This window comes from Pseudomonas sp. S37, assembly GCF_016658545.1.
Classification (GTDB): domain Bacteria; phylum Pseudomonadota; class Gammaproteobacteria; order Pseudomonadales; family Pseudomonadaceae; genus Aquipseudomonas.
The window spans coordinates 43,055-54,878 of the sequence record NZ_JACVZC010000029.1; the positions used below are offsets into that span (position 1 = coordinate 43,055).

12 protein-coding genes are annotated in these 11,824 nt (G+C 63.3%); 5 read left to right on the forward strand and 7 right to left on the reverse strand.

The genetic code is table 11. The features are described from left to right. From IAE39_RS12305 to IAE39_RS12320, 4 genes are all read right to left on the reverse strand, one after another. Positions 1–294: a co-chaperone GroES gene (locus IAE39_RS12305; RefSeq protein ID WP_009684394.1), complete on the reverse strand. Its 294-nt coding sequence runs from the start codon at positions 292–294 to the stop codon at positions 1–3. A gap of 249 nt (positions 295–543) precedes the next feature. After that, a complete protein-coding gene (locus tag IAE39_RS12310; RefSeq protein WP_201202687.1) occupies positions 544–1,005 on the reverse strand; it encodes an FxsA family protein in 462 nt (153 codons plus the stop codon). 67 nt (positions 1,006–1,072) lie between these two features. Continuing rightward, complete coding sequence (locus IAE39_RS12315; RefSeq protein WP_201202688.1) at positions 1,073–1,804, reverse strand: HugZ family pyridoxamine 5'-phosphate oxidase; 732 nt, start codon at positions 1,802–1,804, stop codon at positions 1,073–1,075. Between the two features lie 190 nt (positions 1,805–1,994). After that, a complete protein-coding gene (locus IAE39_RS12320) occupies positions 1,995–3,005 on the reverse strand; it encodes a DUF481 domain-containing protein (protein WP_201202690.1) in 1,011 nt (336 codons plus the stop codon). Positions 3,006–3,156: 151 nt separating this feature from the next. Between IAE39_RS12320 and IAE39_RS12325 the strand changes: the two genes are divergently transcribed. Together IAE39_RS12325 and IAE39_RS12330 are read left to right on the forward strand one after the other, a co-directional pair. Continuing rightward, positions 3,157–3,510 (forward strand): MGMT family protein, encoded by a 354-nt coding sequence (locus IAE39_RS12325; RefSeq protein WP_201202691.1) that lies wholly within the window; start codon positions 3,157–3,159, stop codon positions 3,508–3,510. 43 nt (positions 3,511–3,553) lie between these two features. After that, positions 3,554–5,101, forward strand: a complete 1,548-nt coding sequence (locus tag IAE39_RS12330) for an AmpG family muropeptide MFS transporter (RefSeq protein WP_201202693.1) — start codon at positions 3,554–3,556, stop codon at positions 5,099–5,101. Positions 5,102–5,233: 132 nt separating this feature from the next. On the opposite strand, the gene IAE39_RS12335 is transcribed toward IAE39_RS12330, so the two are convergent. The 3 genes from IAE39_RS12335 to IAE39_RS12345 all read right to left on the reverse strand — a co-directional run bounded on the left by IAE39_RS12335 (position 5,234) and on the right by IAE39_RS12345 (position 8,120). Further along, on the reverse strand, positions 5,234–6,478 hold the full coding sequence (locus IAE39_RS12335) for an MFS transporter (protein ID WP_201202695.1): 1,245 nt from the start codon (positions 6,476–6,478) through the stop codon (positions 5,234–5,236). Positions 6,479–6,677: 199 nt separating this feature from the next. Next, positions 6,678–7,520, reverse strand: coding sequence for a mechanosensitive ion channel family protein (locus tag IAE39_RS12340; RefSeq protein WP_201202697.1), 843 nt, complete (start codon positions 7,518–7,520; stop codon positions 6,678–6,680). Positions 7,521–7,634: 114 nt separating this feature from the next. Then, positions 7,635–8,120: a YajQ family cyclic di-GMP-binding protein gene (locus tag IAE39_RS12345; protein WP_012274044.1), complete on the reverse strand. Its 486-nt coding sequence runs from the start codon at positions 8,118–8,120 to the stop codon at positions 7,635–7,637. Between the two features lie 100 nt (positions 8,121–8,220). Between IAE39_RS12345 and IAE39_RS12350 the strand changes: the two genes are divergently transcribed. The 3 genes from IAE39_RS12350 to IAE39_RS12360 are packed head-to-tail and all read left to right on the forward strand — an operon-like array spanning position 8,221 to position 11,775. Next, complete coding sequence (locus IAE39_RS12350) at positions 8,221–9,138, forward strand: putative 2-dehydropantoate 2-reductase (protein ID WP_201202699.1); 918 nt, start codon at positions 8,221–8,223, stop codon at positions 9,136–9,138. Positions 9,139–9,176: 38 nt separating this feature from the next. Beyond that, complete coding sequence (locus IAE39_RS12355) at positions 9,177–11,207, forward strand: sensor histidine kinase (protein ID WP_201202701.1); 2,031 nt, start codon at positions 9,177–9,179, stop codon at positions 11,205–11,207. A 1-nt stretch (position 11,208) separates the two neighbouring features. Continuing rightward, complete coding sequence (locus IAE39_RS12360) at positions 11,209–11,775, forward strand: cob(I)yrinic acid a,c-diamide adenosyltransferase (protein ID WP_201202708.1); 567 nt, start codon at positions 11,209–11,211, stop codon at positions 11,773–11,775. Positions 11,776–11,824 lie beyond the last annotated feature (49 nt).

An 11,824-nucleotide genomic window follows, 5' to 3' on the forward strand; every position in this document is an offset into this window, starting at 1 on the left:
TCAGCCTTCGATAACGGCGAGGATTTCGTTCTCGGCCATGACCAGCAGGTCTTCGCCATCGACTTTCACGGTGTTGCTGCCCGAGTAAGGGCCGAAAACCACTTTGTCACCGACTTTGACGGCCAGCGCACGTACTTCGCCGTTTTCCAGAACGCGACCGGTGCCAACAGCAACGACTTCGCCGCGGTTTGGTTTTTCAGCGGCCGAACCCGGCAGGACGATACCGCCAGCGGTTTTCGATTCTTCTTCGCTGCGACGGATGACTACGCGGTCATGCAGAGGACGAAGCTTCATTGTCGATCTCTCCCAAATTGTGGTTTTCATCGGCCGGTATCGAAACCGGCGGGTTGATGCTGTCCGGCGTTGCCGGGAGGTGGCCCGCAAAGGGCGAACCACCTGTGTCATGTCTGGCGTTTCCACCAGAAACCTTGCGGTGACCACATACATGAGGCCGCCATATTCAATTACAAGGCTTGATATACAAAATTTTTCTGTAGGCGGTGGATGTTGCAAAAAGCTGGGGCCGCTTCGCGCCCCAGGTTGTTACTTGTCGCGGCGCTCGTACTCGCCTTCGATCACATTCGGGCGATGGCCGCCATCACGCGGCTGAGCCTGGAAGGGGTCATCCTGGAACGCCCGCTGGCGCATGGCCTGGGCCTCGGCACGTTCACGCATCTTGCGCGCAGCCAGGCGACGGGTGAGTGGCAGCAGGCACAGCACACCGAGTACGTCGCTGATGAAACCCGGCAGCAGCAGCAGGCCACCACCGACCGCCAGCATCATGCCCTGGAACATGTCCTCGGCGGGCAGTTCGCCACGCTGCAGGCTTTCGCGGGCACGCAGGGCGGTGGCCAGGCCGGCCACGCGCATGACCAGCACACCCAGGGCGGAGCCGGCGATGATCAGCAGCAGTGCCGGGAAGAACCCGATGGCCGCGCTGACCTTTACGAAAACGAACAGCTCTAGCACCGGAAACAGCAGAAGCAACAGTAGAAAAGCACGCATCAAAGCATTCCTCGTCGGAAGAGAACCTTCCTGTAAGACCTACAGGTGGATGCCGGTGCGCGTTTTTTCAACCCTCGACTTCTGTCGTAGCCGGCCACTGGTCGGCGCGCGCCAGCAAAACCAGGGCTTCGCGAACTTGTGTCGGCGTGTTGCAAGTACTCGGGAAGGGCAACCAGTAGACCGCCTGGCCGATGCGCAGGTGCATGCCTTCGCTGTCTACACCGGCCATCTGCGCTGGCACATGGCGTGGCAGGTCGGTCAGTTCCACATAATGGGCGATGGCATTGGCGTGGTCGCTGTTCATGTGCTCGACCATGCTCACCTCGGCTTTACCGGCGAAGGGGTTGGCCAGGGTCACCTGGTCGAGCCAGTGAATCGCGCCGAAGCCGCCAATGTAGCGGTGACGCACCGGCTGCAGGACCCAGAAGTCGAAGTCGTGGGCCTTGTGGTAGTTGGCGGCATCCGGGAAGTAGCGGTAGTAGCGCTCGGCAGCGGTCTCGATGGCGGTTTCGTCGACCAGCTTGTGTGCCTCGGCCATCACTGTCAGGCGCCCTACGGCCTGCACATCCTCGGCTTCGCGCTCCCCGACCAGCAGCGAGCACTTGGGGTCTTTCTGCAGGTTGTGGGTGTGCTGGGCGATGCGGCTGATGAGGATCAACGGGTTGCCCTGGGCGTCCAGGCAGTAGGGAACGACCGAACCGAACGGGAAGCCGGGCATCGACTTGGAATGGGTCGAGAGTACGCCGCGGTATTCCTTGAGCAGCAGTTCCCGGGCGGGGCGGATGGCGTTGGTACTCACTTGGGGGCGGCTCCTGGTGGATGGCTGGATAGGAGACAAGATAAGCATTATCAGTTCCAGTGCCAATGGGGCCGCTTTGCGGCCCATCGCGACACAAGGCCGCTCCTACAGGGGATCGCGTAACCCTGTAGGAGCGGCCTTGCCGGGGCGCCGGACCGGTCGGATTGGGGCGCAAAGCGCCCCCGGCGATTTACCAGGTAACGCCGAACCCGGCGGTATAGCGCGTCTTCTCCAGGTCACTGTCACGCGTACCGCTGATGATGTCGCGCTCGGCCTTGAGGTTGAGCGAGGCCCACTCGGTCACCTTGTAGCGCAGGCCCACCTCGGCATCCAGCGAGTAGTCGGCCACGCCGCCCAGCGGCTTGGCGAACTCGCCGTTGGTGAACAGCTGCACGTTCTTGCCGATCAGGTAACGGGTGTAATCCCACTTCACCGCGGCAGAATAGAAGTTGTCCTTGCTGCCGTCCTGGTATTCGAAGTCGGTGCGGTTGATCAGCGAACCCAGCGAGAACGCGCCCAGTTCGTCGTCCCAGAACTGGTAACCCGGGCCGGTACCCACGGTGCGCTGGCGGGCCAGGTCTTCGATGCGATCACGCTTGTATTCCGCCCGCCCCTGCCAGAACCACTTCTCGGTGAGGAAGCGGTCCAGGGCGTACTCGGCACTCCAGTTGTCTGTGGTCGTGACGTCGTCCTTGGTCTCGCGGTTGTACTCGCCTTCGGCGTTGTGCCGCCAGCGGCCGTGACGGGCCGTGGTCTTGAAGCTGACGTCGTAATCGTCGGTATTGTTTTCGGCGCGCTTGTAGTCCAGCGCCACATCGACGTTGCCTTTCCACACAAAGTCTTCGACCAGTGGCCTTGGCTTCATGATCTGTTCGATGCTGGCCAGCTCCACGGTCTTCGGCGCCTCACCGTTGGCCAGGGTTACCTTGCCAGGCTCGGCGGCCTTCAACGACTTGGCTTTCTCGCCACTGTAGGCGTCCTGCTTGACCAGCATCTCCTGGTCGCTTTCCAGGGTCTGGACCTGTTTCCAGTCCAGCGCAATGGAGCCGCCATACGGGGTTTCCAGCAGCAGTTTGCCGCCATCGAAGACTTTGATCTTGCCACTGAGCCGGTCACCGTTCTTCATCCACACGGTATCGGCAAACACCGGTGAGGCGCACAGGGAAGCAGCTAGCAGGCACAACAAGGATCTAGAATACATAAACGCACTACGGGTTCGATTTGACGAAAAAGCCGGGCATTATCCAGATACCGACGACCAGAGCAAGGACAGACCGGGAGCCTGCCGTTGAGTTCAACTCTCATTTGCCCGACCATCGGTCCGGTTTCATCTACAGCCCAAGGGGGGCGTGATGTCTGAAGGATATGAACACGCCCTCGAAACTGCCGAAGGCCGACGAACGGCGTTGTATTCGGTGCTTGGCCAGGTACCGGCGGGCAAGGTGGTGAGCTACGGCCAACTGGCCGAACTGGCGGGGCTTGGCCGCGCCGCACGCTGGGTCGGGCGCACGCTCGGGCAGTTGCCCGCAGAAACCCGCCTGCCCTGGCACCGGGTGCTTGGTGCGGGGGGCCGGCTGAGCCTGGCACTGGGTACCCCGTCGGGGGATGAACAACGGGCGCGACTGCGCGCGGAGGGTGTGAATGTAACCAATAATCGTGTGGATATGACGCGCCATGGCTGGCGCCCGATGGAGCACAGCGGTTAGAGTGCGCGCTTTGTTTTCGAATACTTGAGGCAGATGTTGGCCCATGCCCCGTAAAACCTGGCGCGCTGCGCTTGCTGCCTATGCCAGCCCGTCAACCCTGGTACTTTTGCTGCTCGGTTTCGCCGCCGGCCTGCCGTACATGCTGGTGTTCTCGACCCTGTCGGTGTGGTTGCGCGAGGCCGGGGTGGCCCGCGAGACCATTGGTTACGCCAGCCTGATCGGCCTGGCCTACGCCTTCAAGTGGGTGTGGTCGCCGCTGCTCGACCAATGGCGCCTGCCGTTGCTCGGCGGCCTGGGGCGGCGGCGCTCGTGGCTGCTGCTGTCGCAGGCACTGGTGGTCATCGGCCTGGTCGGCATGAGCCTGTGCGACCCGCAGCAACATCTGTCGTGGCTGATCGCCATGGCCGTACTGGTGGCCTTTGCCTCGGCCACCCAGGACATCGCGGTCGATGCCTACCGCCTGGAAATCGCCGACGACCAGCGCCAGGCCGCGCTGGCTGCCAGCTACATGGCCGGCTACCGGGTCGCCGCCCTGCTCGCCACGGCCGGTGCCCTGTTCTTTGCCGAGTGGTTCGGTTCCACCGGTTTCAGCTACCTGCACAAAGCCTGGGCCGGCACCTACGTGATGTTCGGGGTCATGATGCTGCCCGCGCTGTTCACCACCCTGATCATGCGTGAGCCACCCGTGCCGCTGCGCACCCAGCTGTCTGCAGCACGCTACGGGCTGGTGCACCAGATGGCCTCGGTGTTCGTGCTGATCATCCTGCTGGTGTCGGTACCGGCCAGCTTCACCCAGATGTTCAATACCGGCTGGTCGACAGTCATATCCGGTGATGCCACGCCGCTCGACCTGCTGCTGGAAGACCGCGCCTTCCTGCGCCTGATCCTTTACGTGCTGTTGAGCTGGGCGTGCCTGTCGAGCCTGGGCCGCCGCGGCCTCGCCCCGGTGCTGACACCGGTCAACGACTTCATCGCCCGCTACCGTTGGCAGGCCCTGCTGCTGCTGGGCCTGATCGCCACCTATCGCATGTCGGACACGGTGATGGGCGTGATGGCCAACGTGTTCTACATCGACATGGGTTTCACCAAGGACCAGATTGCCAGCGTCAGCAAGATCTTCGGCTTGATCATGACCCTGGTCGGTGCCGGTGTCGGCGGCCTGCTGATCGTGCGCTTCGGCATCATGCCGATCCTGTTCATTGGCGGCGTGGCCTCGGCGGGTACCAACATCCTGTTCCTGATGCTGGCCGACATGGGCCCGAACCTGGAAATGCTGGTGGTGACCATCTCACTGGACAACTTCAGCTCCGGCATGGCCACCTCGGCCTTCGTCGCCTACCTGTCGAGCCTGACCAACCTGAAGTTCTCGGCTACCCAGTACGCGCTGCTCAGCTCGATCATGCTGCTGCTGCCGCGGTTGATTGGCGGGTATTCGGGGGTGATGGTGGAGAAGTTCGGGTACCACGACTTCTTCCTGATTACCGCACTGCTGGGTGTGCCTACGCTGATCCTGATTGCCCTGCAGTGGCGGCAGGAGGCCGGGCGGGGTACGCCGGTGACAGAGGAAAATTCAGCGGCCGAGCGGCCCTGACAGGTTTTTAGCGCTTGTACTGGCCTCTTCGCGGGTGAACCCGCTCCCACAGTGATCGCACAGTTTTCAACGTCTGTGGTGATCCTGTGGGAGCGGGTTTACCCGCGAAGAGGCCGGTACAAGTAATACAGATTAACCAGCCACAGCCCCTTCCCCAGGCCGCCCACCCACCACAAACCACAGCGGCCACAGCGCCAGAGCCCCCGCCACACCCGCCGCCAAGGCAAAGTGCAGCAAGCTGGCACCGGCACCAATCATCGCCAACAGCGCACCGCCCAGCCCCAGCAGGGCGATGGTGATCATCCCCAGCATCGCCGAGACCAGCCCCTTGCTCTGTTCGCTGGAAAACAGCGTCATGCGGTACAGCACCGCGTTGGCCACACCCAGGCCCAGTGCATACAGCGACATGCCTGCCACCACGCTGGTCACGCTCGGCCAGTACCAGGTCGCCAGTACCATCAGGCTCAACCCCGACAGATACGGCCACAGCGCGCCACGCACCAGCGCCGGCAGCGGGTAGCGGTCGGCGATACGGTTGATGATCAGGTTGCCGAGGATCAGCCCGCCAAACACCGGCAACTGCCACAAGGCGTACGCCATCGTGCTCAACCCCTCGTCGTGAATCAGCAGCACCGGCGACAGGCCGATCCAGCCAATCAGTGGCAAGCCGACCAGGCCCAGGGCGGCGCTGCCGGCAACGAAGCGGCGGTTGGCCAGCAACTGGCCGTAGCCTGCCAGCAGTGGCAGCAGGTGGATTGGCGTGAACGCCAGGCGTGAGCCGTCACGGCGCTCCACCCCCAGGGTTTCCGGCATCAGCCGGTACAACAGCACCCAGCACAGCACAGCCCCGATGGCGAAGGCCACGAACAGCCAGCGCCAGTCCAGCCACTGCAGCAGCAAGGTGCCTACCAGCGGCCCGAGCAGCGGCGACAGCAAGGCAATGTTGGCCAGCAGGGCCATCATGCGCACGGCGTCCGCCTCGCTGAACGCTTCGTTCAGGGCCGGGTAGCTGACCGTAACCACAAAGCCCAGGCCGATGCCCTGCAGCAGGCGCAGCAGGTTGAACAGGCCAATGTCGTGAACCCAGAACGTGGCCAGGCAAGCCAGGCCAAAGAACGTGCAGCCGACCAGCAGCAGCGGGCGCCGCCCGTAACGGTCAGCCAGCGGGCCGATCAGCCATTGCAGCACCACACCACCCAGCAGGTACAGGTTGAGGGCATGGGGGATGTATTCCGGGCTGGCGTTCAGGTCGCCGACCACGACCGGCATGGCCGGCATGACTGCGTCACTGGCCAGGTAGGTGAGCAGCTCGAACAGGGCCAGGGTCAGGCCGAACAGCAGGGCGCGCAGGGGGGTGATGTACAGCAGTGGTTTCATGATGGCGTATCGGGTGTGGCAGGTGGGGTCAGGGTATATGCCAGAAATGGCGGGGTTTTGCTGTGAACAAGTGTAAAAAAGCCGGGGCCGCTGCGCGCCCCATCGCGACACAAGGCCGCTCCTACAGGGATCGCGTAACCCCTGTAGGAGCGGCCTTGTGTCGCGATGGGGCGCGTAGCGGCCCCGGCTCTCTAAAGCCTTACTGCGCAGCAGTCTCCTGCACCACACGAATCACCCGCTGCGGAAACGGAATGTCGATCCCTTCGGCCTTCAACCGGTCACGCGCATGCTCGTTGAGCATGAACATCACGTCCCAGTAATCAGACGTCTTGGTCCACAAGCGCAGCGACACCGTGATCGAGCTGTCACCCAACGTCGCCACCACCGCCTGCGGCGCCGGGTCGGCCAGTACACGCGGGTCCTTGGCCAGTTCCAGCAGCACGTTACGGGCCTTTTGCAGGTCGGCCTCGTAATCCACGCCCACATCGAACACCACCTTGCGGGTCGGCTGGCGGTTGGTGTTGGTGATGATGCCGTTGGACAGGCTGCCGTTAGGCATGATCACGGTCTTGTTGTCACCGGTGCGCAGCACGGTGTGGAAGATCTGGATACTGTCGACGGTGCCGGCCACGCCCTGCGCCTCGATCCAGTCACCGATACGGAACGGGCGGAACATCAGGATCAGCACACCGCCGGCGAAGTTCGCCAGGCTACCCTGCAAGGCCAGGCCAATGGCCAGGCCTGCGGCACCGATGGCGGCGACGAACGAGGTGGTCTCGATGCCGATCATCGAGGCAACGCTGACCATCAGCAGCACTTTCAGGACGATATTGGCCAGGGTGCTGATGAAACCCTGCAGCGCCAGGTCGGCATTGCGCATGCCCACCAGCTTGCCCAGACGGGCGCTGACCTTGTTGATCACCCACCAGCCGACCGCCAGGGTCAGCAGCGCCAGCAGCACACGGCTGCCGTATTCCATGATCAAGGGGATCCAGGTTTGCGATTGGCGGACCAGCTGATCGACTTCAGCGTTCAAATCCATATTCATCTCCTGATGCCGAGCGGCAAGTACACGGTAGAACAGGCCACGCGCGTTTGCGCAGCCCCGGCCCCCATGGACATCATCTGGCCATCGGGGTTCCGGGTCGCACCCGCATCAGTCGCGGAAGTTGTTGAACTGCAGCGGCATGTCGAATTCCTTGGTGCGCAGCAGGGCAATGGCTTCCTGCAGGTCGTCGCGCTTCTTGCCGGTAACACGCACTTGCTCGCCCTGGATGGCGGCCTGCACTTTCAACTTGCCATCCTTGATGGTGGCAACGATCTTCTTGGCCAGGTCCTTGTCGATGCCTTCGCGGAACTTGGCTTCCTGTTTCTTTTCCTTGCCGGAGGGGTACGGGTCTTTGGTTTCCAGGCATTTCACGTCGATCTTGCGCTTGACCAGCGCCAGGCGCAGGATTTCCAGCATGGCTTCAAGCTGGAACTCCTCCTCGGCGGTGAGCATCACGGTCTGATCCTTGTCCTTGAACTCGAAGCTGCCCTTGCCCTTGAGGTCGTAACGGCGGTCCAGCTCCTTGATGGCGTTGTCGACCGCGTTCTGCACTTCGTGCTTGTCCAGTTCCGATACCACGTCGAACGAAGGCATGGTTGTTCTCCCAAAATAAAAGCGCGCTCAGGCTGAAGATGGAGCGCGCTGGGTTTGACGGTTAAAATGCGGGCTCATTATAACGGGTTGCGAAACGCATATGAGCAGCACCTGGCATATTCTCGGCGCCGGCAGCCTGGGCAGCCTGTGGGCCTGCCGCCTGGCACGCGCAAGCAAGGCCGTACGCCTGATCCTGCGTGATGGGCAGCGGCTGCAGGCTTATCAACAGGCCGGCGGCCTGACCCTGATCGAACAGGACCAGCCCCGGCACTACGCCATCCCAGCTGAAACCGCGCAAGCGCATGGCCCCATTCACCGCCTGCTGGTGGCGTGCAAGGCCTATGACGCCGCCCCGGCGATTGCCGGTATTGCACCGCGACTGGCCGAAGGCGCCGAAGTGCTGCTGCTGCAGAACGGCCTGGGCAGCCAGGACGAAGTCGCCGACCTGGTGCCGCACGCACGCTGCATCTTTGCCTCCAGCACTGAAGGCGCATTCCGTGAGGGCGACTGGCAGGTTCGCTTTGCCGGCCATGGCTTCAACTGGCTGGGCGACCCGTGCAGCCCGGAGCCGCCTGCCTGGTTCGACGACCTGCACCAGGCCGGCATCCCCGCCGAGTGGACGGTAGACATCCTCACCCGCCTGTGGCGCAAGCTGGCGCTCAATTGCGCGATCAACCCGCTGACCGTGCTGCACGACTGCCAGAACGGCGGGCTGCTGGGGCATCTGCCTGAAGTGGAGGCCTTGTGCGTGGAACTGGCCGAGTTGCTGCGCCGCTGCGGCCAGCCGCAAGCAGCGGACGGGCTGGACGAAGAAGTGCAGCGGGTGATCCTTGCCACTGCAGCCAACTACTCTTCCATGTACCAGGACGTGCGCGCGGGCCGACGCACCGAGGTACATTACCTGCTCGGCCATGCCTGCCGCGCGGCCGAACGCCATGGCCTGCACCTGCCGCAACTGGAACACCTGCTGCAGCGCCTGGTCGAAAACCTGCGTGTACGTAACTTGCCCTGCGACTGACGCGGCCCCTTCAACCGGATACGGACATTGCCTAGCCCATGACCTTGCGCCAACGCCTGGAAAACCTCCCGGTCGGGCAGAAACTGCTGGCGGCCCTGCTGGTGTTGCTGGTGACCATCCTGCTGGTGGCCAACCTCACCTTCATAAGCGCCGCCTACTGGATCACCCAGGAAAGCATGGCGCCGCAGGCGTTGCAGACCATCGGCCGGCTGGTGGCCAACCCGCAGTTGGCGGCCCGTGCTGGCGACACCCCGGAAACCGCCAGCGCCCTGCTCAAGGAGCTGGACAGCTACACGCCATTGCGCGCTGCTGCCGTCTACGGTGGCGATGGCCGCATGCTGGCGCAGTTGCAGCATGGCGACCCCATGGCCTTGCCCAAGCGTTTTCGCAACATCGACGGCTGGCGCCTCATGGAGTTTCGCAGCACCCAGCTGATCCGCATCCCGCGCGACGCCAACCCGCCGGCGCACCTGCTGCTGGTGGCCAGCAGCGAGCTGCCCACGGCGTTCTACACCGGCACGCTCAGCGCCAGCCTGGGCATCCTGGTGTTCAGCATCCTGCTCTGGATTGTCGTTGCCCGGCAGATCAAGCGCCTGATCACCCGGCCGATCAACCAGCTGGAAGAACTCAGCCGCCAGGTCACGCGCGAAGAGAGCTATGCCCTGCGCGCACAGCGCGGCAACGACGATGAAATCGGCAGCCTGGCCGAGGCCTTCAACACCATGCTGTCGCGTATCGAGGCCCGTGAGCAGCAGCTCAAGCGCGCGCGCGACGAGTTCCAGGACGCCTACGACCAAGCCCAGGGCCTGGCCGAGGAAACCCGCCACACCAACCGCAAGCTGGAACTGGAAGTGCAGGTGCGCAGCAAGATCGAGAAAAAGCTCACCGGCTTCCAGAACTACCTCAACAGCATCATCGACTCGATGCCCTCGGCACTGATCGCCCTCGACGAACAACTCTACGTGACCCAGTGGAACCACGAAGCCACGGTACTTTCCGGCACGCCGCTGGATGAAGCACTGAACCAGCCGGTGTTCATTGCCTTCGAGCCACTCAAGCCGTTCCTGCCGCAACTGAAGGAAACCGTGGAAAAGCACCGGGTGGCGAAGATCGAGCGGGTCACCTGGCCCAAGGGCGACGACCTGCGCCACTATGCCCTCACCTTCTACCCGCTGACCGGTGGCGGCGGCCGTGGGGTGGTTATACGCATCGACGACATCACCCAGCGCCTGTCGCTGGAAGAGATGATGGTGCAGTCGGAGAAAATGCTTTCAGTCGGTGGCCTGGCCGCCGGCATGGCCCACGAGATCAACAACCCGCTGGGCGCCATCCTGCACAACGTGCAGAACATTCGTCGGCGCCTCTCGCCGGACCTGCCACGCAACCTGGAACAGGCCCAGGAGCTGGGTATCGACCTGGCTACGATCAATCGCTACCTGGGCAGCCGCGAGGTGCCGCAACTGCTCGATGGCATCCAGCAAGCCGGCGCGCGTGCGGCAAAGATCGTGACCCACATGCTCAGCTTCAGCCGCCGCAGCAACCGCCAGCTGGTGCCATGCGAGCTGCCGGCACTGATCGACCAGGCGTTGGAAATTGCCGGCAATGACTTCGACCTGACCATCGGTTTCGACTTCAAGGGCCAGGCCATCGTGCGCCAGTTCGACCCCGCGCTGGGGCCGGTGCCATGCACCGCCAACGAGCTGGAACAGGTACTGCTCAACTTGCTGAAGAACGCCGCCCAGGCCATCCACCTGCGCCCACAACCCTGTGAGCCCGGGCGCATCACCCTGCGTACCCGGCTGAACCCGCCATGGGCGGAAATCCAGGTCGAGGACAACGGCGTCGGCATGCCCGAAGCCGTGCGCAAGCGCACCTTCGAGCCGTTTTTCACCACCAAGGAAATCGGCCAAGGTACCGGGCTGGGCCTGTCGGTTTCGTACTTCATCATCACCAACAACCACAAGGGGCAGATGGAAGTGCAGTCCACGCCCGGCCAGGGCACCTGCTTCACCCTGCGCCTGCCCCTCGGCCAGCCGGCAGCGGTGGCGCCGGCCAAAACGGAGCAATGACATGGGCTACCGCCTTTCGAAGATCTACACCCGTACCGGCGACAAGGGCGAAACCGGCCTGGGCGACGGCCGCCGGGTGCCCAAGGACCACCCGCGGATCGAAGCGATTGGCGAGGTGGACAGCCTTAACAGCCAGTTGGGCGTACTGCTGGCGGGCCTGGCCGAGCACGGCATGGATGAGGTGAGTACAGTGCTTGCGCCGTGCCAGCACCGCTTGTTCGACCTGGGCGGAGAACTGGCGATGCCCAGCTACCAGGCGCTGAACCAGGCAGAGGTGGAGCGCCTGGAGGCGGCCATCGATGTGTGGAACGAAGAGCTCGGGCCGTTAAAGAACTTCATTTTGCCCAGTGGCTCGATGCTGGTGGCGCAGGCGCATGTATGCCGCAGCCTGGCGCGCAGTGCCGAGCGGCGGTGTCAGGAGTTGAATGCGTTGGAGCCGCTGGAGGGGGTTGGCTTGGCGTATATCAACCGGTTGTCTGATCTGCTGTTTGTGGCGGCGCGGATCATTGGCCGGCGCCAGGGGGTGGCTGAGGTGTTGTGGCAGCCTGCTGACAAGCCTAAGGGCTGATATTTTGGGGCTGCTTTGCAGCCCATCGCGACGCAAGGCCGCTCCTACA